Origin of the sequence: Alteromonas sp. IB21 (genome assembly GCF_016405965.1) — a bacterium.
In the GTDB taxonomy this organism is placed as follows: Bacteria; Pseudomonadota; Gammaproteobacteria; order Enterobacterales; family Alteromonadaceae; genus Alteromonas.
The window spans coordinates 110555-136421 of record NZ_JAEFCD010000002.1 but is presented as its reverse complement, the minus strand read 5'-3'; the positions used below and the strand labels follow the sequence as shown (position 1 = coordinate 136421).

The 25867-nt window shown below is 46.0% G+C and carries 21 protein-coding genes; 16 read left to right on the top strand and 5 right to left on the bottom strand.

Annotation, left to right across the window (positions count from 1 at the left end):
* Nucleotides 1-55 precede the first annotated feature (55 nt).
* Entirely contained in the window at nucleotides 56-1417 is a 1362-nt protein-coding gene (gene prsR, locus JC525_RS02385; protein ID WP_198814138.1) for a PEP-CTERM-box response regulator transcription factor, read from the top strand.
* A gap of 83 nt (nucleotides 1418-1500) precedes the next feature.
* Here the strand turns inward: prsR and JC525_RS02380 are convergent, their stop codons facing one another.
* From JC525_RS02380 to JC525_RS02365, 4 genes are all read right to left on the bottom strand, one after another.
* Nucleotides 1501-1818, bottom strand: coding sequence for a GFA family protein (locus JC525_RS02380; protein ID WP_198814136.1), 318 nt, complete (start codon nucleotides 1816-1818; stop codon nucleotides 1501-1503).
* Between the two features lie 21 nt (nucleotides 1819-1839).
* Entirely contained in the window at nucleotides 1840-3969 is a 2130-nt protein-coding gene (locus JC525_RS02375; RefSeq protein WP_198814134.1) for a diguanylate cyclase domain-containing protein, read from the bottom strand.
* 164 nt (nucleotides 3970-4133) lie between these two features.
* Nucleotides 4134-4487, bottom strand: a complete 354-nt coding sequence (locus JC525_RS02370; protein WP_198814126.1) for a replication protein RepA — start codon at nucleotides 4485-4487, stop codon at nucleotides 4134-4136.
* Nucleotides 4447-5142 carry an AAA family ATPase gene (locus tag JC525_RS02365; RefSeq protein WP_198814124.1) on the bottom strand — a complete coding sequence of 232 codons (696 nt, stop codon included), beginning with the start codon at nucleotides 5140-5142 and terminating at the stop codon, nucleotides 4447-4449. Before JC525_RS02365 ends, JC525_RS02370 begins: the two co-directional genes overlap by 41 nt.
* A gap of 236 nt (nucleotides 5143-5378) precedes the next feature.
* On the opposite strand from JC525_RS02365, the gene JC525_RS02360 reads away from it, so the two are divergent.
* From JC525_RS02360 to JC525_RS02335, 6 genes are all read left to right on the top strand, one after another.
* Nucleotides 5379-6119 (top strand): glutathione peroxidase, encoded by a 741-nt coding sequence (locus JC525_RS02360; protein ID WP_198814122.1) that lies wholly within the window; start codon nucleotides 5379-5381, stop codon nucleotides 6117-6119.
* Between the two features lie 83 nt (nucleotides 6120-6202).
* Nucleotides 6203-7243 (top strand): alpha/beta hydrolase, encoded by a 1041-nt coding sequence (locus tag JC525_RS02355; RefSeq protein WP_198814120.1) that lies wholly within the window; start codon nucleotides 6203-6205, stop codon nucleotides 7241-7243.
* A 197-nt stretch (nucleotides 7244-7440) separates the two neighbouring features.
* Nucleotides 7441-7902 carry a hypothetical protein gene (locus JC525_RS02350; RefSeq protein WP_198814118.1) on the top strand — a complete coding sequence of 154 codons (462 nt, stop codon included), beginning with the start codon at nucleotides 7441-7443 and terminating at the stop codon, nucleotides 7900-7902.
* Between the two features lie 215 nt (nucleotides 7903-8117).
* Nucleotides 8118-9500 (top strand): TolC family protein, encoded by a 1383-nt coding sequence (locus tag JC525_RS02345; RefSeq protein WP_198814116.1) that lies wholly within the window; start codon nucleotides 8118-8120, stop codon nucleotides 9498-9500.
* Nucleotides 9501-9505: 5 nt separating this feature from the next.
* Complete coding sequence (locus tag JC525_RS02340; protein ID WP_198814114.1) at nucleotides 9506-11275, top strand: efflux RND transporter periplasmic adaptor subunit; 1770 nt, start codon at nucleotides 9506-9508, stop codon at nucleotides 11273-11275.
* The gene (locus JC525_RS02335; protein WP_198814112.1) at nucleotides 11268-14444 is read left to right on the top strand and encodes a CusA/CzcA family heavy metal efflux RND transporter; all 3177 of its coding nucleotides are present in this window, start codon (nucleotides 11268-11270) and stop codon (nucleotides 14442-14444) included. Before JC525_RS02340 ends, JC525_RS02335 begins: the two co-directional genes overlap by 8 nt.
* A gap of 67 nt (nucleotides 14445-14511) precedes the next feature.
* Here the strand turns inward: JC525_RS02335 and JC525_RS02330 are convergent, their stop codons facing one another.
* The gene (locus tag JC525_RS02330; RefSeq protein WP_198814110.1) at nucleotides 14512-15726 is read right to left on the bottom strand and encodes a dipeptidase; all 1215 of its coding nucleotides are present in this window, start codon (nucleotides 15724-15726) and stop codon (nucleotides 14512-14514) included.
* Nucleotides 15727-16118: 392 nt separating this feature from the next.
* On the opposite strand from JC525_RS02330, the gene JC525_RS02325 reads away from it, so the two are divergent.
* From JC525_RS02325 to mraY, 9 genes are all read left to right on the top strand, one after another.
* Nucleotides 16119-16889, top strand: coding sequence for a SapC family protein (locus JC525_RS02325; protein WP_198814108.1), 771 nt, complete (start codon nucleotides 16119-16121; stop codon nucleotides 16887-16889).
* Nucleotides 16890-17047: 158 nt separating this feature from the next.
* Nucleotides 17048-17872, top strand: coding sequence for a DUF5777 family beta-barrel protein (locus JC525_RS02320; protein WP_198814106.1), 825 nt, complete (start codon nucleotides 17048-17050; stop codon nucleotides 17870-17872).
* Nucleotides 17873-18342: 470 nt separating this feature from the next.
* Complete coding sequence (gene mraZ, locus JC525_RS02315) at nucleotides 18343-18801, top strand: division/cell wall cluster transcriptional repressor MraZ (protein ID WP_105929580.1); 459 nt, start codon at nucleotides 18343-18345, stop codon at nucleotides 18799-18801.
* Complete coding sequence (gene rsmH / locus JC525_RS02310; RefSeq protein ID WP_198814104.1) at nucleotides 18798-19739, top strand: 16S rRNA (cytosine(1402)-N(4))-methyltransferase RsmH; 942 nt, start codon at nucleotides 18798-18800, stop codon at nucleotides 19737-19739. Before mraZ ends, rsmH begins: the two co-directional genes overlap by 4 nt.
* The gene (ftsL, locus tag JC525_RS02305) at nucleotides 19736-20071 is read left to right on the top strand and encodes a cell division protein FtsL (protein ID WP_198814096.1); all 336 of its coding nucleotides are present in this window, start codon (nucleotides 19736-19738) and stop codon (nucleotides 20069-20071) included. The genes rsmH and ftsL overlap by 4 nt, the downstream gene beginning before the upstream one ends.
* Nucleotides 20068-21840: a penicillin-binding transpeptidase domain-containing protein gene (locus tag JC525_RS02300; protein ID WP_198814087.1), complete on the top strand. Its 1773-nt coding sequence runs from the start codon at nucleotides 20068-20070 to the stop codon at nucleotides 21838-21840. The genes ftsL and JC525_RS02300 overlap by 4 nt, the downstream gene beginning before the upstream one ends.
* Nucleotides 21830-23380: a UDP-N-acetylmuramoyl-L-alanyl-D-glutamate--2,6-diaminopimelate ligase gene (locus tag JC525_RS02295; protein WP_198814085.1), complete on the top strand. Its 1551-nt coding sequence runs from the start codon at nucleotides 21830-21832 to the stop codon at nucleotides 23378-23380. The genes JC525_RS02300 and JC525_RS02295 overlap by 11 nt, the downstream gene beginning before the upstream one ends.
* Complete coding sequence (locus tag JC525_RS02290) at nucleotides 23377-24786, top strand: UDP-N-acetylmuramoyl-tripeptide--D-alanyl-D-alanine ligase (protein ID WP_198814083.1); 1410 nt, start codon at nucleotides 23377-23379, stop codon at nucleotides 24784-24786. Before JC525_RS02295 ends, JC525_RS02290 begins: the two co-directional genes overlap by 4 nt.
* Nucleotides 24780-25862, top strand: coding sequence for a phospho-N-acetylmuramoyl-pentapeptide-transferase (gene mraY, locus JC525_RS02285; protein WP_105929586.1), 1083 nt, complete (start codon nucleotides 24780-24782; stop codon nucleotides 25860-25862). Before JC525_RS02290 ends, mraY begins: the two co-directional genes overlap by 7 nt.
* Nucleotides 25863-25867: the final 5 nt, after the last annotated feature.

The window sequence follows — 25867 nt, the reverse complement described above, 5'->3', positions numbered from 1 at the left end:
AAACGCATAAAGCCACGCGCTCTCAATGGATGAAGTATAATAATAGGATGACAAGATGACTGATACCATTTTGGTAGTAGACGATGATTTAGGTATTCAAAAGCAGCTTAAATGGAGTCTTACGGATTACAATGTTGTGTTCGCTGACGATCATACTTCAGCCATCGCTCAACTGCGTCGGTTTGAGCCAAAAGTTGTGACTCTTGATTTAGGACTGCCTCCCGATCCAGCGAATGCCTCAGAGGGGCTTCGTATTCTCCATGATATCATCTCTCTTGCGCCTCGAACTAAAGTCATAGTTGTTACAGGAAACAATGACAAGCAAAATGCGTTGAAGGCTATAGACTTCGGAGCCTACGATTTTTATCAAAAGCCAATAGACTCTGACACCATAAAGTTGCTTGTCCACCGCGCACTCAATCTTTCTAAGCTAGAACACGAAAACAGCATATTAGCCCGCTCTCGTTCGGGTATGTCGCGTATTGTGGGTAATAGCGAGGCGATTCAAAAAGTAGTACGCCGCGCTGAGAAAATTGCCAATACAGATATAAGTACTTTGTTATTGGGTGAAAGTGGCACAGGTAAAGAAGTTTTTGCTCGTAGTATTCACGAGCACAGCCCTAGAAGAGATAAGCCTTTCGTGGCGATTAACTGCGCCTCTATTCCTGAAAACTTGTTAGAAAGCGAGCTGTTCGGATATGAAAAAGGCGCGTTTACCGGCGCGAATAAAACGACCGTGGGCAAAATAGAGACCGCTCAAGGAGGAACGCTGTTCTTAGATGAAATTGGAGACATGCCTATTGGACTTCAGGCTAAAATGCTTCGTTTCTTGCAAGAGCGTGTTATTGAGCGAGTCGGTGGTCGAAATGAAATTCCAGTAGATATCCGAGTCATTTGCGCAACCCACCGAGATTTACAAAGTATGGTTGCGCAAGAAACCTTCAGAGAAGATTTATATTATAGAGTAGGTGAGATGCCTATTATGATCCCGCCGCTGCGCGACCGGGATCAAGATATTATTCTGCTTGCCCGAACTTTCCTCAATATTTATCGTGAAGAGTTTAAAGCCAAAGCCAAAAGTTTTTCTGAGTCAGCGGTTAATGCCATGCTTGCACATAAATGGCCGGGCAACATTCGCGAAATGCAGAACAAATTGAAGTCAGCGGTAATTATGGCAGAGGGCACGGTTATTCAGCCTGACGATCTTGGGTTAATGCCTGTTGATGCTCAAGATGAGCCTGAAACGCTGAATTTGCGAGAGGTGCGAGAAATAGCCGAAAGCCGTGCAATTCGTCGGGCGTATCAAAAAGCGGAAAAGAATATGTCGAGAACGGCCGAGCTTCTTGGTGTAACTAGACCAACCCTTTACTCACTTATCGATAAATATCACATGGAAGACATTAAAAGCAGCGATTAACTTATCGCACAATATGGTGGTAAGTGCCTTTGCTTGCCACCATACAAGAATAAATAGCGCGTCGTGAGCATCACAACATTCCGCTAGAGAATGAACTGGCAGTGTGTCTCAGCTAACACATCATGGCCGCTGTAATTAACCTCTACCACAATATTTTTCGCGCTATCCTCAATATAAACGACGCTGCCACAAAGGTTGCATACGTGATGCGTTTCTCCATTTGACTCATGCAGTGCAGCCAGCGTTGAAGGTGCGCAGTCAATGACCAGTTGCTCTTTGGTTATGTTTACCCGAAATGCGCAGGCATCAGCCTGTGACAATGTCTCATTATCAGCTTCAAGTTCACCAATATGGTCAACTTCATACTGAATAGCTTGGCAACTACAACTTCCTCTATACATACCGCTATTCCTCTACTGCTTTTAATCGAGGTTATCTGGCCATTTTATACTTGCAACGTTATTGAATGATGTCGCAATTCTTGAACCAGTAAAATTAAATTTGTGATCTATTGGCGTGCGCTTATTTTCATTGTTATTGAGCGTTTCAATAACGCCTACCCAGCCGTTTCTTCCTGAGAGCTTTGCAGCGTAGAGCGCATAATCAACGACAGCAAACGTACGCTCCCAAGCCATGTCAAAATTGTCTTTTTTGTCTGGCGGCAGTAACGAGAAACCTATGCTGCAGGTTATATTTATCGGTTTTTCTAACCCAATATCAAAAGGGGTACTTGCAACCATTTCGCGACAACGTTCAGCAAGCTCCGGAAGCTCCTCGCGATTAGACTGGCGACAAACGACTAAAAATTCTTCGCCTCCCCATCGAATTATTAAATCGGTAAGCCTAAAAACGTGCTTTAAAACTTGCGCAAACGATGTCAACACCTTGTCGCCTGCAATGTGGCCGTAATCGTCGTTAATTCGTTTGAAATGGTCAATATCAATAAGTAGACAAAGTAAATCTTGCTTTGACTTATTCGTATCAGTGCTTTGATTAGATGAAAACTGGCTTCGCCTTATTTCTCCGGGAAGCTGAGACTCAAGGTAGTGTCTGTTGTATAAACTCGTTAAAGAATCTCGTAAGCTGACTTCTTCAAGGGTTCTATAGGCGGCTTGTAATTCTTCGTTCTTCTCTTGAAGCGTCAATGTTTGCTGACGAACCTCACGGCGCAAAATGATGGTTTGCTGGCGCTGTTTGTATCGGCTCCATATTAGAAACGTAAACAGCAACGCTGCCAACGAGATGCTCCAAACTAGGGTTGTCTGTAGCTTTTCCTGCTCTGCCTGGGCAAGGGCTAGCTGTTTTGATTCCTCTAGCTTTTCAAGAGTGTGAGATTGTCGGATAACTTCAATTTCAGCTTGAAGGCCTTCAATAGCAGATTTGTTTTCAGAGTCCAGTAATGCCTCGCGCAACTGCTGTATTACCGATTGAATGTCCAACGCCTTTTTAAACTCTCCCACGGATACGAAAGCATTGAGCTGTAAAGATAAAAAGCTTATTTGTTCGCGAAGGTCACGATGTTTTCTAGCCTCAACAGTTCCGGTGCGCGCCTCAGCTAACGCCAGCTCGAAACTCTGCTCCTTCATGTAGGCGCGAGCGAGGGCAAGCCGCCCTTCCTGCATAAGTTTTAATTGTCCGGATGATTGAGCAAACGCCATGGCTTCTTGCAGCAATTCACGCCCATTTTGTGTATCACCGTGTTCTACAAGCGCGCTACCCAACAACATTTTCGCTTCGGCGATAGCGCCCACGTCGTCAGTAGCGTCTAAATGCTTAAGCCCGTTTTCAATGCTTTCAATAGCTTGTATAGGTGTACTCGTTTTAAGCAAAAGTGCACCCAAGCGAGTTTTAATAATACCAAGCAAGCGACTGTCATTCGTTTTTTCTATACTTTCTAATGCGTCACGATAATAGGTATGAGCAAGTGAAGTCTGATTAAGTGTGCTGTATAAGTCGCCAATATGCAGCAAGGAAAGGCTCATCTCGCTGGGCATATCATTATCTCGGAAGAAACCTAATGCTTGTTTGAGTGGTTCGAGTGCAATCCCGATTTTGCCTTGCTGCTGCTGAATAGTTCCGAGTTCTAAATTTAGCCTGGCTTTTAAGGTATCGTTTCTCTCTATTTGTGCAATCGACATAGCACGATGCACATAGGTAAGGGCGGAATCGTAGTTGGAAAGATGCCTTTCGGAAATAGCAAGGTGAAGCAGTGTCAGTGCCATTTTGCTAAGTGCACCTGTAGATGTGTAGCGTTCCAATGCGGCACTAAATACTACTTTAGACACTTCAAAACGAGATGCATTTAGGAAAAGTACACCAAGTTTCAGAAAGTCGTCCGCGGGTACTTGGTTTTGTTGATAGGCTTGCTCTATTACAAGCAGTGCTTTGCTGTCGGCATCAGCATATCGTTCGGCATCAAGAAGCCTTTCAATGTTTGCGATTTCAGTGCCCAAAATGGTGTCTGCAGCAGCCATTTTGATATAGGCAAGTTGCAGAGTAATAAGAAGGGCACACCCCAGCACACGCAAAGTGCTACGTCTCCTTGAGCCCATTCGCTCTTATCTCCTATATACTGACGGTATTCGCGTTGTGTAAAAGTTTAGTCAGGCTTTTAAAGCAGCCGGTTCTTCAGCCCAAACATATAAGCGGAACGCTGTTACATTGTGAAGGATTAAACGAATAAAGTCTGTATTTAGGTTTATACTTTTGTCTATTTTTAGCTGTGCGCGTTTATCCATTCCCGAATTAAGGCAGATTTGGCTTTACCTGTTTTCTCTGAAATATCTGCTAGCTTATCGATACATTGTGGAGTTAGCGTAAAAGTAGCATGACGCATACCTTCTTTGACCGGCCTGTCAACCGTATTGTTAATCGATACCACACGATCTGGCAGCGACGCGCAAGGTTTAACACTCTTTTCTTTGGCTAACCGCTGATCCACAACACTAACTTGATCTCGCGCATTTACTTTCCCCTGAGCGTAGTGCAGTGCATCATCAATGAAATCTTCAACAGTGCGGAGGTTGGGCTTAGCTAATGGCTTCGACTTTTTGAGGTTGAGCAAACTCATAAGCATCCTCCATTTTGCCAGCAAGTAGCTCTTCAAATAACGCTCTAATTTCTGTAGCGGCTTTGCCTTCTGGTTCGCTTTCAATAACAGATTGACCTGATTCCTCTGAATCGTCATACATATTACGGCTGAACGTTACTGAGTTTAGAACCGGAATGCCAAAAGAGCGACACACTTCTTTTGCTTCTAAGATACGACTAGCAAGACTCGGCAGGGAAGGACACTGCGTGATAACGAATGCCGCGTTCATCTTAGGGTTTACCATCTTACAGGTAGATAAAATATCTTCCATATGGGGGACTGTCTTCAAATCCCGTCTTTTAGGACGTAATGGAATTAAAATGTGGTCGGCCACTGCCATTGATGAGCGCAACGCTAAGTTGTCCTGCCCTCCACAGTCGATAACAACGTAGTCATAATATTGGCGGAGGCTCAATAACTCATTGCGTATTTTTCCGTATAACTGAACGCAATTTATTTCAGCCAGGCGAGGGTTAGCCTTACGTTCCTGGATCCAGTCCGAGGTCGTTCGCTGTGGATCGCAGTCTACCATCAGCACCTTTGCACCCTTTTCGGTGCGAAGGTATACGGCTATATTTTGTGCTAAGCAGCTTTTGCCACTACCGCCTTTTTCTCCACCAACTAAAATAATCATGGTGCTAACCCTCGAATGTCGCTTTACATTAAAATTTGCAAGTAAGTCCGACCATAAATAATCTTACGGCCGTACCTGTCTGTGCTAGAAAGGATAGGCAGTGCAGGCGTTTAATTCAGCATCAAAATCGATATTAACGAATGTAAGGCAATACCTATTGATTTGTGTGCGAACTCGCTCTAGGCTTCTAAGCGTAGTGATGTGTTTATTTTCAAAATTATCGATAAGAGGTTGTTATGTCAGAAAGTCGCTTTACGTCAAAAGAGGGGCAAAAAGTTCCGAGTGTTTCATTTCAATGCCGAGATGGCGAGGCTTGGGTAACCAAAACCACCGATGAGTTATTTTCTGGCAAAACAGTCGTTGTGTTCTCGCTTCCGGGCGCATTCACGCCAACCTGCTCTTCTACACACTTACCTCGTTATAATGCGTTAGCAAAAAAATTCGCTAAGCATGGCGTTGATGACATCATTTGTATGTCGGTGAACGATACTTTCGTGATGAATGCCTGGGCTGCGGACCAAGAAGCAGAAAATATTACCGTAATTCCTGACGGGAATGGCGAATTTACTGATGGCATGGGAATGTTAGTTGATAAAGCGGACTTAGGCTTTGGTAAGCGCAGCTGGCGCTACTCAATGTTGGTAAAAGATGGTGTGGTGGACAAGATGTTCATCGAGCCAGATGTGGCTGGCGACCCCTTTGAAGTGTCTGATGCGGATACCATGCTTGCCTATATTGCACCGGAGGAAGAAACTAACGCGCCGGTTTCTATCATTACGAAACCAGGGTGTCCTTTTTGTTCAAAAGCTAAAGCGTTGCTTGATGAGAAAGGCTTTGAGTATGAAGAAATTGTGCTTGGTAAAGGCGCTACGCTTACAAGCCTGACAGCAATTAGTGGTCGAGAAACAGTACCGCAAGTCTTTATCGGCGGAAAGCACATTGGTGGTTCAGACGACCTAGAGGCTTATTTCAGCTAATACAATTTTTGTTTGAATCGTCACAAAAGCGGGGGCATGTTACTATGCTCCCGTTTTTTATTAGTCATCCATAGCGGAGAAGAATGGTGTCGTTGAAGTCTTTTGTAAAAACGCTGACGTGTTGTGTTGTATTAATAGCTGCAAATAATGCTGTAGCTGAAAACAATGAAATAAAAGAGCACAAAGCGCAGTTTAAAGGGTTTTACGAGAAAGAATGGGGACAAACCCAGCCCTGCAAAGAAACTAGCCTTAACCGTTATTCCGTGTGCAGCAACGTATTGCGCAATGAAGGCAATGCGCCTTTTATACTCACTAACAAAGAAAGCGATAATGTCGCTGTGTTAATCCACGGCCTCAGTGATTCACCTTTTTTCATGCGCGAAATCGCCAATATCCTTTTCGAACAAGGATTTACCGTTGTTGTGCCGCTGCTTCCAGGTCACGGTAAACGGGACGCCGATGACGATATGTCTGATTGGGATTTAGCAGAGCGCTGGCAACAACACATTGACGATGTTATCAACTTAGCGAATAGCATGGGCGACACCTTGCTCGTGGGCGGTTTTTCTACAGGCGGCGCTCTTGCGGTAGAGCATTACTTAGATAGCGCTGAAAATATTGACGGCCTAATGCTCTTTTCCGGTGCACTTGCGCTTTCTGATAACGCTGAGGGCATGTCTCGAATTTGGGGTATTAAGCTTCTAGCGCAAATGATTGACGGTAGTTATGAGACTCACGGCCCGAATCCTTATAAATATCCAAATGTCGCAGGATTTGCCGGTTTGGAGTTGATGGACTTAATTAACACTATTCGCGAGAAAGTGAGCGAAGGGCAGTTAATCGAAGTGCCGCTATTCGCTGCGCACTCTCAAGCTGACGTGACAACACCTATTCGCGGCATTGAGCAATTAATGGACGCCAGCAAAGGCCCGAACACCTTTTTCGTTATTGATGAGTCGTATTCACTTTGTCACGCCGATTTAGTGGTTAACACACGTTTACTGAGCCAGATGAATTTCAATGCGATTATGGTTAACCAGCAAGAAGAATGTGCTGTACCAAAAGAAAATCCGTTGTTCTCGACTATGGAATTGATGTTGCGTGATTATCTATCGCAGTTTTAATAAATTAGCGTCAGCAGCCGTTAGCCTTTAGCTTTACTGCCAAAGACTAACGAGCTATGATTCACAGTACTAATAGAAAAAGTAAACCTTTTAACGTAGAAACCGTGAGCAATTTACAGCATTGTTTAATACCAAGGTGGTATAAGCCAGCTAACCCGTGTTCGTTAATGCTTATACTGTTTTTGATGGCGTCCCTTGTGTCGTCAGGCAACGCTGTGTCTTATGAACATGCTCACTTAGTATCTGATACAGCGGTAAATAACGCTTTACCTCACGATGCACAATATATTCAAGCTAGCAAAATAACACATGACATTCATCACGCCGCCTATTTAGATAAAACTGCGGTATCTCCTGAGCTTGCCAGTACCCATTGTCAGCAGCACGGCATGGCATCGCAAAATGCCGACACCTTTCAAAATAATGAAGCGACGTCTAGTGCTGATATGGGGTCAAAAGCCGGTATGGCTTGCTGTAAAGATGAGTGCCAATGCTCCACTGACCATTGTTTTAATACCAGTGCTACCGCGCTTTTACAGCCAATAATGGAAACCCACGTTTGGGTGACCAATATGGCAGCAATTGCACCTGTCTTGGGGCAATATCCAACCCTTCGCTTTGGGCAATTTCGCCCACCTAAGTCCCTTTTCACAGCATAGATCTATCTAGCGAGTTTGCGTCGCAGGTTTATTGGCGAATCGCGCTTGCATGTTAACTCGGTTTTATTTACCGAAGCACAACTTCGAAATAATGCCCGATTTAATTCTGTTTATCTATGTGGTACGTGGCTACTTCTCTAGTCGACACTAGCGTTGGCGAGTTCAATAAAAACAGCCCAAGAGACACGTACTGCTTCTAAAAAGTGATGTCATTGATGCGTTATTTTACGGTTTTTCAAAAAGTGAACGAGTGCGTTGCGGTATATCGAAAATCTCGTGCTTTGTTCACCGTTTTACCTTTGTTTTTGCTGTATTCTTTATTTCCTTTGAAGGGGTACGGACAAGTCCTTAGCCTTGAACAAGCACTTCAATTAGCGATTCAACATGATCCACAATTAAAAGGGAACGCTTATCGAGAGCAAGGGTTCAACGCCCAGTCCGATGCAGCGGCATACTGGGAAAACCCTCAGATTTCGGCGTCGGTTCAAAATATTCCAACCGATGGTTTTGCCGTTGACCAAGAGCCTATGACTCAATTCAAAGTGGGGCTGAAACAGCAACTGCCGCGAGGCGACGAAAATGTCTATACCCAACAAAAATACAAGGTCATGGGTAAAAGCGTGTCGATTGAAAATCAAGCAAGAAAAGCCTGGCTTAAAAAAGAAGTCACTCTCACTTGGTTAAACTGGTTTTATGCCTCACGTCGCATTACGCTGTTAGACAAAGAAAAGGCTTTGCTTACCCAACTACTCGATTTTACCAATTCTAGCTACAGCCAAGGTGCGAGCTCAACCGTTCAGCAAGATATACTAAAAGTCCGTTTGGCGCTCCTATCCCTTGACGACAAGTATGTACAGGCTTATCAGCAACAAAGTGAAGCGAAAGCAGCACTGTCAAAATGGTATGGTGCACCGCTAGAAGAATCGTTAAGTGTACCGTCGACGATAGACCTTAGTGCTATTTTGCAAAACCATAATGGCAACCTATCTGCTTTTTTAAATGTTATAGATAGTGCCGAGCCTTTTACAATACTACAGCATCACCCTGAAGCCATTTTGCTTAAATTTCAAACCCAAATCGAAGCACAAAATGTGAATATTGCTCGTGAGCAAACTAAATCACGGTGGGCGTTTGAAGCAAGCTACGGGTATAGGCAGGATGACGAAAATGGCGTGAGTCGCGCAGATTTTGTTTCTTTTGGCGTCCAAGTGGACCTTCCGTTTTTTAATCAATCTCGTCAAGACGCTTCTATTTCGGCGGCGGCTTCTAAGATGAGTGCGTCAGAAACTGACTTTCGATTAAAGGTAAATGAGCTAGCTTCGAAAGCCGACGTTCTTAAGACGCGATTATCCGGATTAAGTGAGCGAAAAACACTTTATGAAAGCGCGCTTATTGGCGAAACGGAACAACTTTCAGAGGCTGAGCTTACGGCTTACACCAGTGACACGGCAGATATCACTGACGTAGTAAATGCGAATCTTATGTTAGTAAAAGTGCAGGACGACCTATTAAACATTGATGTTGAGCGCGCCAAAACGTTTGCTGAACTTGCCTATTTATATTTGCCATCTCACATTAATCTATCGAGTAAAGAGTAGTTATCATGACACCTTCAATAAACATGAGTCCAACCACAAAAGGGTTACTTTTAGGCGTTGTGATTGGCGCATTATTAGCTCTAGGGCTATCTACACTATCAACGTCAGACTCGTCCAGCAGTGGAAAGAGCGAGAGCAATGGGCAAAGCGACGCACAAAGCGACGAAAACGTGCCATTATATTGGGTCGCCCCAATGGATGATAGCTATCGCCGAGATAAGCCAGGCAAGTCACCGATGGGAATGGATTTAGTGCCGGTTTATGCCACTGCTGATACACGCTCTGAACAAGGGAATGCGCGCACGCCTGGAACGGTCATGATCCCCTCCAATGTGCAACATAATATGGGGGTGAAAGTTGCCCCCGTTAGCATTGGTTCTTTGGAACAAACCGTAACAGCGTTAGGCAACGTAGCCTACGATGAAGAGAGTATTGTTCACATCCATCCCCGAGTATCGGGATGGGTAGACACGCTTTTTATTAAATCTCAGGGAGAGCAAGTTGAAAAAGGACAGGCACTTTACTCGTTATACTCACCGGAGTTGGTGACTGCACAAGAGGAATACATTCTTGCCCTTAAACGAGGAGACTCCCGCTTAATTGAAGGAGCCGCCGAGCGACTTAAAACGCTGGGGCTGTCACAGAAGGTCCTCGATAGCCTGACAGAAAGTAGACGCATTTCTCAAACGGTTACGTTTAACGCACCGCAAGGCGGTGTTGTGGAAGCGCTGAATATTCGTGAAGGGTTCTATATTCAGCCAGGCATGACACTGATGAGTATTGCCCAGCTAGATACGGTGTGGATCATTGCCGAGTTTCCTGAGAAGTACGCGCAAAACATAGCCCTGCACGATACGGCTTTAGTAAGCCTTGATGCACTTGCTCATACCTCAGATGCTAATTGGAAAAGTCATATTGAATACATTTATCCTTCTATGTCTGACGTTACGCGAACATTGAAAGTACGTATCCCACTTAGCAATAACCATCATACCCTTAAGCCCAATATGTTCACCCATGTTTCGATAAAACCATCTAAGCGCGTTGCTGCATTGCTTGTGCCTCGCAGTGCGGTCATTCGCTTCTCCCAAGGGGCCAGAGTTGTGGTGAGCGATGGGAAGGGGAACTTTAAATCAGTGAACGTGAAGCTAGGTCAAAGTGACCGCTCACATTTTGAAGTGGTAGACGGCTTGTTACCAGGAGATGAGGTTGTGGTATCAGCACAATTTTTGATTGATTCTGAGTCATCGAAAAGCAGTGACTTTAACAGGATGAAAGCACCAGATCATCAGGCAACAACGACGGGAACCATTGAGGCAATTACTTTCCCGGCAAATGACGAAGGCAATGAGGCTGGCGGCAATGCAGAAGTGGTTATAGCACGCGGGCCAATAGAGAAATGGGGGCGGGGCCCGGCAGTGATGTCATTTGCAGTTTCAAAGCACATTGATTTATCTCAGTTTGAAGAGGGCGACAAGGTTACGTTTACCTTCGTAACCGGCGAAGAATTTACGGTTATCGATATGCGTAAACAAATCGAGCATGCTATGCATAGCGATATGCTTCAAGGCTCGGAACACAGTGGCCATGTGCATCCTACCCCTATTGATGATGTTTCACACTCTAACGCTCTGGAGAATGAGATAGGAGAGGGGGCTCACAACGAAATGGGGCATGACAATAACAGTGGCGACAAAAACGAACACAAAGACCACCAAGAAAAGGATAAAGCCTACGAGTCGATGAATCACAAGGAGCACATGCACCATGATTGATTCGGTAATTCGCTGGTCGGTAAATAACAGAATATTGGTATTGCTGAGCGCTCTTGTGCTCAGTGTTGCCGGTGTGTGGGCAGTAAAAAACACGCCTATTGATGCGATCCCTGATTTATCTGATGTCCAGGTTATTGTGAAAGTAAGCTATCCGGGCCAGTCTCCACAAGTGGTCGAAGATCAGGTGACGTTTCCCCTAACATCAGCGTTAATGTCGGTGCCTGGTGCACAAACTGTGCGAGGCTATTCATTTTTTGGCGATGCTTACGTGTACATAATCTTTGATGACGACACGGACATGTATTGGGCGCGAAGCCGAGTTTTAGAATATTTAAGCCAAGCGGCTTCACAGCTCCCCGAGGGCGTCACACCTCAACTGGGGCCCGATGCTACGGGTGTAGGCTGGGTATACATCTATGCCTTGGAAAGCGATGCAAACCAGCCCAATGCGCTTGATGCCGGTGAATTACGGGCATTGCAAGATTGGTTTTTGAAGTTTGAATTGCAGTCAGTGGAAGGCGTATCAGAAGTCGCATCTGTGGGGGGTATGGTTAAGCAGTATCAAGTCATTGTCGACCCGGAGAAATTGCGCGCGTATAACATTCAGCCTTCTGTGATTGACATTGCCCTTAAGCGCGGTAATCGTGGCACGGGTGCTTCAGTTATCGAAATGTCCGAAGCAGAATATATGGTGACGGCGCAAAGCTATATTCAGGGAATAGATGACATACTCGCGTTACCTACAGGCGTTATTCAAAATGGCGTTAGCATAACCATCGACGATGTGGCGCAAGTAGTAGAAAGCCCGCTGATGCGCCGTGGTGTCGCAGAGCTCAACGGGAAAGGTGAAACCGTAGGTGGCATTATTGTCATGCGCTATGGTGAAAACGCGAAAGCCACTATCGACGCCGTCAAAGAAAAGTTAAATGCATTAAAAGCAGGTTTGCCGGAAGGCGTGAATATTGTTCCGGTTTACGACCGCTCAACCCTTATCGATAAGTCGGTGGATACACTTGCTAGTAAGTTGGTAGAAGAGCTGCTCGTTGTCGGGTTGGTATGTGCTGTATTCTTGTTTCATCTACGTTCTTCTATGGTCGCGCTAATCAGTTTGCCGATCGGTATTTTAAGCGCCTTCATCGTAATGAAGCTGCAGGGGCTCAACGCAAACATCATGTCGCTAGGCGGTATCGCGATTGCCATAGGCGCTATGGTCGATGGGGCCATTGTGGTGGTTGAGAATTTGCACAAGCACATTCACCAGCATTCAGTGTCTGCGCGTATGGGGGCAAGATCTCATCAGATTTCTTCTGCTGAGCGTTGGGCGCTGGTGATTAAGTCAACCACAGAAGTTGGCCCTGCGTTATTTTTTGCGCTCCTTATTATAACGGTATCGTTTATCCCGGTTTTTGCGTTAGAAGCACAAGAAGGGCGGCTTTTTGCGCCTCTCGCCTTCACCAAAACGTATGCCATGGCAGCCGCAGCGGCGCTGGCAGTTACCTTGGTCCCCGTGCTTGCAGGCTACTTCGTTCGCGGCAGAATACGTGCTGAAGGAGAAAACCCGGTTAATCGATTATTAGAGCGTATGTATCAGCCATTGCTGACACGGCTGCTTAATCACCCAATAGCGACGCTTCTTGGCGCATTGCTTTTATTGGTTTCTATGTATTGGCCGTTAAGCCATCTTGGCAGTGAGTTTATGCCTGAGTTAGATGAAGGTGACTTAATGTACATGCCCACGACTTACCCAGGTATTTCGGTAGGCAAAGCCAGAGAGCTTTTGCAACAAACCGATAAGCTTATTGCAACCTTGCCAGAAGTTAAGACAGTGTTTGGGAAAATTGGGCGAGCTGACACGGCGACTGACCCTGCGCCACTCACGATGATTGAAACGTTTATTCAGCTTAAACCGAAAGCGCAGTGGAGAGACGGAATGACCACTGAAAAGCTTAAAGAGGAACTTAATGCCCTTGTACAGTTTCCCGGGCTAACGAATGCATGGGTAATGCCTATTAAAACCCGTATCGACATGTTGGCGACGGGAATTAAAACCCCTGTGGGAATTAAGATAGCTGGGCCAGATCTGGCAGGCATTGAAGCAATTGGTAGAGAAATAGAAGTGTTACTAAAAGACGTGCCAAATACAGCGTCGGTATATGCCGAGCGCGTTGTTGGCGGGCGTTACGTCTATATTGATATTGATAGGCAGTTGGCGGCGCGCTATGGCATGACGATAGACGATGTGCACAATATCGTGGGAACAGCCGTGGGCGGCCAAATCGTGACTCAATCTGTGGAAGGGCGAGAGCGTTTTCCTATAACGATGCGATTTATAGAGCATTACCGCGATACGCCTGAATCTCTGGCATCTATGCCGTTCGTTACGCCAAGTGGGGCGCATATTACTTTGGGGGATGTCGCAAACGTACGAATAGATGATGGTCCTGCAGCGATCAAAAGTGAAAACGCGCGTCTAAACGGTTGGGTATATATTGATATATCGTCCGACTCAGCTACGGGTATAGATTTGGGAGGTTATGTAGCGCGTGCAAAAAGTCACCTGTCAGAGCACCTTAATTTACCCGCTGGATACTCAATTTCTTGGGCTGGCCAATTTGCTTATCTGGAGCGCGCGAAAGCAAAACTTTCGTTGGTTATACCGCTTACGTTAGCCATCATCTGTCTTTTGCTTTATCTCGCATTTAAACGCTTGCGCGACGTGGCGTTAATACTTGCTACCTTGCCCTTAGCATTGGTTGGGAGCGTTTGGCTACTTTATTTTCTTAATTTTAACCTGTCGGTTGCGGTAGGCGTTGGATTTATTGCGCTTGCGGGTGTAGCGGTTGAAATAGGCGTCATCATGTTAGTGTATTTAAAACAACATGTATCGGAAGCCCTTGCGAAGCCTGCTATGGAAAGCCGTAATGTTAAAGGTGATGAGCGGGTGAAAGAGGCAATCGTGCACGCCGCATCGGCAAGACTTCGACCGGTTATGATGACATCGCTTTCTATTATCGTGGGGTTGTTGCCCGTCCTATATGCGACCGGAACTGGTAGCGAGGTCATGCAGCGAATTGCCGCGCCAATGGTGGGCGGCATGGCGAGCGCACTGGTGCTAACGTTACTTGTGTTGCCAAGCGCGTTTTATCTCACGATTTCGCGTAAAAAGTAACAGGCTAGAAAAATGTGGGGAAGCAAACATCTGCTTCCCCAAGCCTTATCTGAGACGCGCTGGCGAGCTAGTGCGCTGCGGCATAGTCTTCTACCTGCTGCCAAACGCGCAGTAGGTTACCGCTTAATATCTTTTCAATATCAGTTCGGCTGTAGCCTCTATCTAGCAGCCCTTGAACGAGGTTTGGAAAGCTTGCTACGTCTTTAAGTCCAATGGGGAGTGAGTCACCTACACCGTCGTAGTCTGAGCCAATACCCACATGATCAACACCAATTAGTTTTACCACGTGGTCGATGTGATCAAGCACTTCATCAAGGGTTGAATATGGGTAAGGCACTTCTTTGCGGTAACTGTCTTCAAAATTCTCTAGCTTAGGGCTATCTTCGCCTTCTTTTTCAATCAACGCTTTTCGCGCAGCAGTTAGGCCACTACGCCATTTACCGGCTTCTTTCGAAACAAAGCTAGAACCAAAGTTAATCATGATCACGCCGCCGTTTTCGCCGAGCTTTTTAATCATGTCGTCGTTCATATTTCGTTCGAAGCCAGGTGTGAAGCGGCGCAGTGAAGAGTGAGAGGCTATAACCGGCGCCTTGGTCAATTCAATAACCTGATAGAAGGCGTCGTCAGATACATGAGAAATATCCAACATAATGCCAATATTATTCATTTCGCCTACGAGTTCTTTGCCAAATGGACTCAGCCCTTTCCACTTTCTGCGAAGATCGTATGAAGAATCAGAAATATGATTTGCTTGGCTGTGAGCAAGAGTAATATAGCGGATACCGCGCTCGTAAAAAGCGGCTAGGTTTTTCAAGTCACCTTGAATAGGCGAACCGTTTTCCATACCCATAGGCAAAGAAATTAGCCCTTTTTCAAACTGTGCTTTTACGTCAGAAGGGCTTTTAGCAATGGCGAACTTGTCCGAAGCGCGAGCAACAATTGCTTCTACTGAGTCAATAAGCTCGTGAGCAAGCTGTGTAGATTCAGGTGAATTGTCTAAGCTTGCGGGTACATAAATGCTCATAAACGGGGCGTTTAAACCACCGGCTACAGCGCGAGGGTAGTCAAAGTCTCCACCATCGGTCGCCTTGGTAACATCTACCCATTTTTCTTTTACGCGATAAGGCACATCAATGTGCCCGTCTACTATAATGGTTTCTTGAGCGATCTTAATCGCGTTTTCTGATGCAGAGTAGACCGGAGTGTCTGCAAATACACTGTTGGAAGCAAAAAGCGCAGAGATAAAGAATGCGCAAGACGAGAGTGGGAAGTGCCCCTTCATAGAAAATCCTTATTTTGTTTTTTATCGCTTAGGTCAACAGCCCCTAATTAACTAGCAATAAGAGACTAAAGGATAATTCATACCGCGACAATAGGTCTTCAACAGACTCTCATTTACATCAAATCGCTCTTTCGACTCTTGAAATCAGCTTGAATTGCTCATTTTTAGAGCGCTTGTGCTTGTTTACTTCAAGTTTACATTGCAATAAAAATTTAAAACTTGTTATGGTGAAGACTGCGTGACTTCATTGCGCGAATACGGGATACTCCCAAGCGCTCCGCCAACTATCGATGCTGATACGCATCAGCGCGGCCGACTTAAATTTTTTGATGGCACCCGCTCTTCTCACATAATCAAGCCGGGGCCACAGCTAACAAGTATGAGAAATAAATATGGCTATTAATTTTGTACCGCTAGATAAAGAAAAGCATAAAGACCTAAAGGTTGCGGTAAACACTTCTTTCAGCTTTGCGAAAAACACACACCTTGCAGCAGCGACAATTCGTGAGTTTGCACAACTTGCAGCGACAATGCCGTTGGTTTTTATTGAAGATACCAATGCAAAGCGCCATCACGTGGTGACTATGCTAGGCATGGAGCAAGGACAAAACCTTTTCCTTACTGGCGATAGTTGGAAAGGCCCACACGTTCCGATGAACATCCTTCGCTACCCATTCGACGTACGTCCTGACGGCGACAAGCTTGGTGTTTATATTGATGAAAACTCTGACCTTATCTCTGATGAAGGCCAAGCACTATTCACCGAAGCTGGTGAAGCAAGCGAGTTCCTTGAAAACCGCCAAAAATTCCTAGCGGACCTTGCAAACAGCGAAATGCTAACGCAGCGTTTTGTAGCGAAAGTCGTTGAACTAGACCTACTAGATCCGATTCAAATTCGTCTTACTTACCAAGATGGTAAGCAGCGCAACGTTACCGGCATGATGAGCATCAACGAGAAGAAACTTCTTGAGCTGCCAGAAGAGCAAGTACTAGAGCTGCACAAGCAAGGCTTCCTAGGCGCTATCTACGCAGTAATGATGTCTGTTGGTCAGCTTAACCGTCTTGTTGAGCTTTCTAACGATACAGAAAACCCAATTCGCAGCATGCAGCTTTCTGCTGTAAAAGCAGAAGAAGCGCCTGCAGAAGCGGCGCCAAGCGCGTAATCGCTACCTCATTTTGAAGTTTAAAAGCCCGCCAAGTTGCGGGTTTTTTTGTACCAAAAATTCACGTTCAGACTTCGTCACGTTTCGTTCAGAAACCGTTAAGTTTTAATGTCTTATCTTGTTTGTCGATTCCAACACATTTTTTAAGGACAAAAGACATGAACATCAAATCTAATAAATTTTCAACAACGCTAACTGCGCTATCACTTATTACGGCTTCAGTATTTTCAGTCTCAGCAGCACATGCCGCTACACAAAACGAAGTACAAGTTATGGCTGTCGATTTTGAAGGATTAGATGAAAATCTTTATGGTGCAAAATATGTTCGCTATTTAGATGAAGTAAGCGGTAACAGCGGCGCTTACCTTATCAACCCTTATCTTCAGCGTGTATCTAGCCTGTCTGGTGGTTATGCAAATTTAGATGGTATCGACGTGTTTAATTTAGGCAGCACGTTTTATATTGATGACATCTGGATGCTTGCTATAGAAGGCGCCCATAGTAAATTTGATGATGACTTTGGTGATGAGGACTACACCAATATTGATCTAAAAGTAGGGTTTAACCTATCACGTCAGTGGCAAATTGGTGCAGGTCTTATCTACCAGCGTGCTACCTACGACTTTAATGCCGATGGAGAGAGCTATAGCGAGAGTGAAAATGAAACATCACCCCTTGTTTTCACCCGATATACCACGGTAGGTAATGCAGGAACGGGATGGGATTTCACAGCCCAATACATCGCCGATGATATTGATGTGCTGTCTGGAAGTGCGCGTTACTTCTTTAGCCCGGGATTAAGTGTTCAAGGTAGCTACAGCTATACGAATGCGCCAGACGGTTTTGATAATGTTAAAACGGCAGGCGTAGCGCTTGATTACTGGGTCAATGAGCAGTTCGCAATATCAGCGAGTTATGAAACGGATGTTGATAGCGACGTAGATAGCGATGTTGCGGCATTGTCAGCCACGTACCGTTTCTAATTAAATGCACGGCTTCTCAATAGAATAAAATTCAACAGCGATAAACAATAAAGACAGTGGGCTTTCAGCTAGGTTGAAAGCTCATTTTTTGCTTTCATCCTCCTACCTTTACCACGTTAGAATTGTTGCTGCGCTCGTGATTGGGGAAATCTACAGGCCCTTCACTTCAGTGCGTTAAAAACTGCAGTTCATCGATTAATTACACCTTTATTTTTTCTAACCTGAATAATTTTTAATCTTTTTTACACGCCTAATCATACACTTCCTAAAAACACTGTATATACAACCAGTTTAAACCCAGTGTTTATGCGGCTTTCACGGCTTTTTTCTACTTGACAGTGGGGATCATTGGTACCTAAACTGTATCTCAGTGGGTAAATGTGGCGAATTGTGGATCAAATCATCATCACTTTGCAGATTAGTACTCAAAAAACAAGAAAACCAAGAGCAAATAATAAAAGGCTAGGGGAATGTTCCGCGGCGCTAACGCAATCAATCTGGATACAAAAGGCAGACTGGCTATACCTACGAAGTATCGTCAGTCGCTGCTGGATGATTGTCAGGGACAACTAGTCTGCACAGTCGATACACAACAAAGTTGTTTGCTGCTTTACCCACTTCCCGAATGGGAAGAGATTGAGCTAAAACTCTCTAAACTTTCAAGCATGATACCAGCCGAGCGTCGCCTTCAGCGACTGCTCCTTGGATATGCTTCTGAAGGCGAGATGGACAAAAGCGGCCGTATTCTTGTTCCCACACCGCTGCGAACATTCGCAAAACTCTCAAAAGAAGTCATGTTAGTTGGTCAGTTAAACAAATTCGAAATTTGGGATGCCGATATTTGGGCACAACAAGTTGAAGCTGATATAGACACCGAACGCAAAGGCGAATTTGAACTTACCGAACGACTACAGGACTTCTCGCTATGACGCAGCCTAATGAATTTAAACATATTTCGGTACTTCTTGATGAGTGTATTGAGGCGCTGGCGATTAAACCAGACGGTATCTATATTGATGCCACGTTTGGTCGTGGTGGGCATTCAGCACACATATTAAACTCGCTAGGTCAAAACGGGCGTCTTATCGCCTTTGACCGTGACCCCCAAGCAATTAAAGCCGCTGAACGCTTTGCCGATGACAAGCGCTTTAGCATTATCCACTCACCATTTGGTGATATGGCTGAAGAAATCGAAGCGCTGGGGCTAACTGGTAAGATTGACGGTGTACTGATGGACTTAGGCGTATCTTCACCACAGCTTGACGATGCTGAACGTGGGTTTAGCTTTTTGCGTGACGGTCCGCTTGATATGCGTATGGACACCTCGCGTGGTCAAAGTGCGGCAGACTGGTTAGCCAACGCCGAAGAGCAAGACATAACACAAGTCATTAAAGAGTTTGGCGAAGAAAAGTTTGGCAAACGTATTGCGCACGCTATTGTAAACACTCGCAAAGATACACCCATTACCCGTACTGCTCAGCTAGCAAAAATCATCGATGAAGCCGTGCCTGTAAAAGATAAATTTAAGCACCCGGCAACCCGCGCGTTCCAAGGCATTCGCATCTATATCAATGCAGAGCTTGAGCAGCTTCGTGTGGGCCTTAAAGCTGCCACACAGGTGTTGGCAAAAGAAGGGCGTCTTGCTGTTATCTCGTTTCATTCTCTTGAAGATCGTTTAGTAAAGCGCTTTATCAAGGAGCAAAGTAGAGGGAAATCAGTACCACACAATTTACCTATTACACAGGCTGAAATAGATGCCGATAAAGTGCTTAAGGCACTGGGCAGAGCGATAAAACCTTCAGAGCAGGAGATTGCGAACAACGTTCGCTCTCGCAGTTCAGTGCTACGCGTGGCGGAAAAGCTATGACGAAAGTCACGCCAGACAAGGCCAGCACTAATTTTAAATTACTGCTCATAATTGTTTCAGATTTGACCCGCAACAAGTTGCGGGTTTTGTTGTATTTAATGGTTATTACAAGTGCTATGGCTGTAACGCTCAGCAGCCACCACAATCGGCAGCAAGTTATTGCCCTTGAAGACCTTATGCAGGAGAAGGATGAGCTTGATGTTGAGTGGCGTAACCTTGTTCTAGAGCAACGTGCGTTAACTGAACATAACCGTATCGAAAACCTCGTAGAAAAACAGCTGGGCATGTACCGCCCGACAGCTGACGATGAAGTAGTGGTGAGGTTGAAATGAACGCCGCAAATATTCGACAGCGAAAGAAAACCGGCGCAAAACAGAATGTCACGCCAAGCTTGGTGCACTGGCGCTTTGTCGTTGTGCTTGTTGTTATTATGCTAGTTTTCAGCGTGCTAGCCGCCCGTGCCGCCTATATTCAAGTTATTGAACCTGATGAACTTATTCAACAGGGAGACAACCGTACGCTTCGCACCCGTGATATGCCGACCTACCGTGGCCTTATTACCGACAGAAACGGGGTTGAACTGGCGGTGAGTGTACCTGTTCGCGCTATTTATGCAGACCCGAAAATTATTCACGAAAACGACGGCTTTAAAGAGGAACGTCGTTGGGAAGCGTTGGCCGATGTGCTGCGCCAAGATGTTAATGAACTTAAAGAAAAAGTAGCTAACCCTAAACGCCGCTTTGTGTATTTGCAGCGCCAAGTTTCGCCTGCCATGGCCGAGTATGTGGATAAGCTAGATATTCCGGGCATTTATCTTCGCCGTGAGAGCCGCCGCTATTATCCTACGGGGGAAGTTTCCGCTCAGCTAATCGGCGTTACCGACGTTGACGACACGGGTGTTGAAGGTTTAGAGCGCATGTATAACGAGTGGCTCACGGGGACGCCAGGCTCTCGCAAAATCCGCCGTGACGCGAAAGGCCGTCAGGTTGAGATTTTAGAAACCACTTCAGGTGAAAAGGCCGGCGATTTACAGCTCACTATCGACCAACGTATTCAAGCTCTTGCTTACAAAGAGATAAAAGAAGCCATGATTTATTATCAATCAAGCTCGGCTTCTGCCATCGTTATCGATGTAAAAAGCGGAGAAGTGCTGGCAATGGTTAACGCGCCATCATTCAATCCAAATGATAGAAGTGATATCAGCCCGCACCGCATGCGCAACCGGATTATCACTGACGCCTTTGAGCCGGGCTCCGCACTTAAACCCCTTGCGGTGTTAACTGCTCTGGAGTTTGGCGAGGTAGAACCGGAAGATTCTGTTAATACTCACCCAGGCTGGATGCGCTTAGGCGGAAGCCTAGTAAAAGACTCGCGTAACTACGGTGAGTTAACTTTAGAAGAAATTATTCAGCATTCATCGAATATGGGTACGTCCAAACTGGCGCTGTCTGTACCTAAGCAGTTCTTGCTAGATACCTATTACAACATGGGGCTGATGAGTGACACGGGCCTTAACATGGCCGGGGAAAGCAGCGGAATTTTCCACGAGCGTAGTCGTTGGTCTGAATTTGAACTTGCCACACTTTCATTCGGTTACGGTATTTCAGTGACAACGGCCCAGTTAGGACGCCTCTATGCCACATTGGCAAATGGTGGAATCAAAACGCCGCTTAAGATCATCAAAACACCAGAGCAACCCTCGTGGCACGCACAATCTGAGCGCGTTATAAGTGAAGAAAACGCAAACGCCATCGTCCAGATGATGGAGAGCGTTACGCTGCGCGGCGGCACTGCAACAAAGGCTGCCGTGCCCGGTTATCGAGTTGCAGGAAAAACAGGAACAAGCCGAAAGGCGGTAGCAGGCGGGTACGGTGAAGAGTACGTCAACATCTTCGCCGGTATTGCACCTGTGTCCGACCCAAGATTAGTGACTATTGTATTGATCAACGAACCCGGCGGCGATTTGTATCACGCGGGGGATACGGCTGCACCGGTCTTTTCGTCGATTATGGGGGGCGCGTTACACATGCTAAACGTTACGCCAGACGATAAGCAGGTTACTTCTAGCAGCTTATTGAAAGGAGGCCAAAGTGGTAGTTAATGCCTTTATTCAAAGCACCAAAGCGCTGCTAGCGAAATTCGGCGTAGAGGCGCCAGACATTCGTATTGAAGGTCTTACGTTAGACAGCCGAGAGGTAAACACCCGTTTGGCGTTCTTAGCTATTAAAGGGCACGAACGAGATGGTCGGGATTTTATCCCGCAGGCAATTAGTTTAGGGGCCCGTGTAATTCTGGCGCAAACTGACGACAGTGAAGCCCATGGTCAAATGGAAATGCGTGACCACAGCGTGATCATTTCGCTGTATGAATTACCGCAAATGCTTTCATCATTGGCTGCCGCATTCTATGACTATCCTGCGCAAAAAATGACGACCGTTGCAGTAACAGGAACAAATGGAAAAACCTCTACAGTTCAGTTGCTTACGCAGCTTAAAGATGTCTTAGGTACGCGCAGTGCAAGCATAGGTACCTTGGGCAGTAGCGTATTTGAAGGTGATGAAACGCAGTGGGCTAACACGCCGGCGGCAAACACAACGCCCGACGCAATACGTATGCAATATTTGTTGGCAGACTTTGTGCAAAGCGAAGTTCGCCATACGGCTTTTGAAGCAAGTTCTCACGCGTTGGTTCAAGGGCGTCTTGGTAAGGTTAAAACCGATATTGCGATTTTCACAAACCTTACGCGGGATCACCTCGATTATCACGGCACGATGGAAGAGTATGGCAAAGCCAAGCGCTTGCTGCTTCAACAGCCGGGTTTGAAAACCGTAGTGTTAAACGCGAACGATGATGAAAGTACAAAGTGGGACGGTGCCGCAGATAGCGCCATCATGCGAGTGTGGACGGGTATTGATGATAGCAAAGATGCTGCGCTGTTAAGCGCCTACAACAATCCTCAACATCGCCATTGTTTCGCCACAAATGCTTTTTATCATGCGGGTGGATGTAGCTTTGAGTTGGTGAGTTCTTGGGGCAGTGCTGCTATAGCTTTGCCACTTTTCGGTAAGTTCAACATCAGTAACGTGCTAAGTGCCATCGCGACCTTATTGGCTGAGGACGAGCGTTTTGATGAAGTGGTTAAAGCCGTGAATGCTATTACTCCTGTACCTGGCAGAATGGAAGTGTTTCCTGTCACAGGCGCCGCCAATTTAGTGGTGGACTACGCGCATACGCCAGATGCACTCGAGAAGGTACTACTTAGCGCAAAATTTCATACTTCAGGCAAAGTGTGGTGCGTATTTGGTTGCGGTGGTGACCGAGACAAAGGTAAGCGGCCTTTAATGGGGCAGGCGGCAGAGTCAGGTGCTGACGCCATCGTTATCACAACCGACAACAGTCGCAGTGAAAGTCCAGAGTCTATAGCAAAAGATATTATCGCTGGCTTGAAGAATCGCGAACTGGCCGTGTCTATTGCAGACCGCGAAGACGCTATTCGCTACTGCCTTGAGCATGCACAGGAGAGCGACATCATCATTGTGGCCGGAAAAGGCCATGAAGATTACCAAATTATCGGTGACAAGAAGACTAACTATAACGAACGTGCAGTTGTGGCGCGACTGCAACAGGAGTACAGCAAATGATAACAACAACGCTGTCGTGGATAGCCGAAAAGGTTAACGGAAAATTAGTAGGGACTGCCGCGGACACCGAAGTGTGTTCGGTAAGTACCGACACGCGCACGCTGGAAGCGGGCGCGGTATATCTAGCACTCAAAGGCCCAAATTTTAACGGTCATGACTTTGTCGAGACCGCTGAAAAAGCAGGGGCGAGTGCCGTTATTGCCAGTGAAGAGGTAGTGACATCGCTACCTGTAATTTTGGTGAAAGACACCAAAGAGGCACTGGGCGCATTAGGAGCAGCGGTGAAGGCACAGGTTGCACCAAAAACTATTGCGATCACAGGAAGTAGCGGTAAAACCACGGTGAAAGAAATGTGTGCAGCAATTTTAGCCCGTAGAGGTAATGTGCTCGCCACTAAAGGAAATTTTAATAACGATATTGGTGTACCGCTTACTTTGCTTCGCCTAGAGCCTCAGCATGAATACGCAGTAATGGAACTAGGGGCCAATCACTTAGGTGAAATTGCTTATACTACCAGCCTCGTGAAGCCCGATGTTGCAACGATAGTAAACGCCGCAGCTTCGCATTTAGAAGGTTTTGGCAGCTTGTTGGGCGTAGCACGAGCAAAAAGCGAAATATTTAAAGGGTTGGGAAGCGACGGTGTGGCCGTTGTGAACATCGACAGTCAGTTTGCAGAGTTTTGGCAAGGTAAACTTAAACAGACTAAAACGCTGACGTTTTCCCCTCAGCAAAAAAATGACGCCGACTTCAAAGCGCAAGATATCACTATCGGATTAGATGGATGCGCTGCGTTTCAACTAGTTTGTCTCCAGGGCGAAATAGCCATCCAGCTCACTATTCCCGGTATTCATAACGTGGGTAATGCGTTGGTCGCTGCGGCGTTAACGTTGCAAGTGGGTGCAACTATTGAGAACGTGCGTGATGGACTGCTAGCAATGAAGCAGGTTAGCGGCCGCTTGAACGTAAAACAGCTTACCGAACAAGTTCGATTATTAGACGATACCTACAATGCCAACGTAGCTTCTGTGAACGCAGCAATTGACACGCTCAGTAGCTTTTCGGGCATACGAGTGCTTGTGCTCGGAGACATGAAAGAATTGGGCGAACAGGCGCGCTTTTATCATGAGCAGGTAGGTGAATACGCAAAGCAAAAAGGTATTCATTATCTCTACACTATGGGTGTTTTGAGTCAGTCAGCCATTGCTGTGTTTAATGAAAATGGTGGTCATTTCAGCGATGTTGAAAGTTTGTTGGCCGCAATGGAGGATGATTTGTTAGTGCAGCAGCGCGATATTTCTATTTTAGTAAAGGGTTCACGCAGTTCTAAGATGGAACGCGTGGTAGAGGCGATCGAGGCCTCTGCGCTGGGAAAGCTCGATAGCCGTCGGGAGCGAATAGCATGTTAATTTGGCTCGCCGACTGGCTGACACAATTCGATTCAGGGTTTAACGTATTTTCATACCTTACCCTTCGCGCAATTTTAAGTACGCTGACCGCGTTACTTATTGCCATTCTTATTGGCCCTAAAATGATCCGTTATTTGCAGCGTATGCAAATAGGTCAAACCGTGCGCGACGATGGCCCGCAAAGCCATTTATCAAAATCGGGCACGCCCACAATGGGCGGGCTACTCATCCTAGCGGCAATCGTGGTAAGCGGCCTGCTGTGGGCAGACCTCACAAACCGTTACGTGTTAGTAACCCTAACCGTGGTAGTGGCCTACGGCATTATCGGGTTTGTTGACGATTATAGAAAAGTCATTCGCAAAGACTCAAAGGGGCTAATCGCGCGCTGGAAGTATTTCTGGCAATCGGTTGTGGCTTTAGGTGTAGCGTTTTATTTGTATAGCAGTGCCACGATAAGCGCTGAAACCTCGCTTTTAGTACCTTTCTTTAAAGAAGTGTTCCCGCAGTTAGGTGCCTTTTTCATCATCATTACTTACTTTGCCATTGTGGGAACCAGTAACGCGGTAAACCTTACTGATGGCCTAGATGGCCTGGCAATAGTGCCAACCATTTTGGTGGCAGGCGCGTTTGCTATTTTTGCCTATGTGACAGGTAACGCAAACTTTGCTGAGTACTTAAATATTCCGCATATCCCCCTTACCAGTGAACTGGTGATTGTGTGTACCGCTATGGTCGGCGCTGGCTTGGGCTTTTTATGGTTTAACACCTATCCAGCACAAGTCTTTATGGGTGATGTTGGCTCACTAGCGCTAGGCGGAACGTTAGGTGTACTTGCCGTGCTGGTGCGTCAAGAATTGGTTCTCATCATAATGGGCGGTGTGTTTGTCATCGAGACCTTGTCAGTGATCCTGCAAGTGGGTTCTTACAAACTACGCGGTCAGCGTATATTTCGGATGGCACCCATTCATCACCACTATGAATTAAAGGGCTGGCCAGAGCCGCGCGTAATTGTGCGTTTTTGGATCATTTCTATCATTTTGGTATTGGTGGGGCTTGCTACCCTCAAACTCAGATAAGCGCT

Coding starts and splice junctions, on each gene's coding strand:
- prsR (WP_198814138.1), top strand. CDS start 56: ATGACTGATACCATTTTGGTAGTAGACGATGATTTAGGTATTCAAAAG.
- JC525_RS02380 (WP_198814136.1), bottom strand. CDS start 1,818: ATGTATAGAGGAAGTTGTAGTTGCCAAGCTATTCAGTATGAAGTTGAC.
- JC525_RS02375 (WP_198814134.1), bottom strand. CDS start 3,969: ATGGGCTCAAGGAGACGTAGCACTTTGCGTGTGCTGGGGTGTGCCCTT.
- JC525_RS02370 (WP_198814126.1), bottom strand. CDS start 4,487: ATGAGTTTGCTCAACCTCAAAAAGTCGAAGCCATTAGCTAAGCCCAAC.
- JC525_RS02365 (WP_198814124.1), bottom strand. CDS start 5,142: ATGATTATTTTAGTTGGTGGAGAAAAAGGCGGTAGTGGCAAAAGCTGC.
- JC525_RS02360 (WP_198814122.1), top strand. CDS start 5,379: ATGTCAGAAAGTCGCTTTACGTCAAAAGAGGGGCAAAAAGTTCCGAGT.
- JC525_RS02355 (WP_198814120.1), top strand. CDS start 6,203: ATGGTGTCGTTGAAGTCTTTTGTAAAAACGCTGACGTGTTGTGTTGTA.
- JC525_RS02345 (WP_198814116.1), top strand. CDS start 8,118: ATGCGTTATTTTACGGTTTTTCAAAAAGTGAACGAGTGCGTTGCGGTA.
- JC525_RS02340 (WP_198814114.1), top strand. CDS start 9,506: ATGACACCTTCAATAAACATGAGTCCAACCACAAAAGGGTTACTTTTA.
- JC525_RS02335 (WP_198814112.1), top strand. CDS start 11,268: ATGATTGATTCGGTAATTCGCTGGTCGGTAAATAACAGAATATTGGTA.
- JC525_RS02330 (WP_198814110.1), bottom strand. CDS start 15,726: ATGAAGGGGCACTTCCCACTCTCGTCTTGCGCATTCTTTATCTCTGCG.
- JC525_RS02325 (WP_198814108.1), top strand. CDS start 16,119: ATGGCTATTAATTTTGTACCGCTAGATAAAGAAAAGCATAAAGACCTA.
- JC525_RS02320 (WP_198814106.1), top strand. CDS start 17,048: ATGAACATCAAATCTAATAAATTTTCAACAACGCTAACTGCGCTATCA.
- mraZ (WP_105929580.1), top strand. CDS start 18,343: ATGTTCCGCGGCGCTAACGCAATCAATCTGGATACAAAAGGCAGACTG.
- rsmH (WP_198814104.1), top strand. CDS start 18,798: ATGACGCAGCCTAATGAATTTAAACATATTTCGGTACTTCTTGATGAG.
- ftsL (WP_198814096.1), top strand. CDS start 19,736: ATGACGAAAGTCACGCCAGACAAGGCCAGCACTAATTTTAAATTACTG.
- JC525_RS02300 (WP_198814087.1), top strand. CDS start 20,068: ATGAACGCCGCAAATATTCGACAGCGAAAGAAAACCGGCGCAAAACAG.
- JC525_RS02290 (WP_198814083.1), top strand. CDS start 23,377: ATGATAACAACAACGCTGTCGTGGATAGCCGAAAAGGTTAACGGAAAA.
- mraY (WP_105929586.1), top strand. CDS start 24,780: ATGTTAATTTGGCTCGCCGACTGGCTGACACAATTCGATTCAGGGTTT.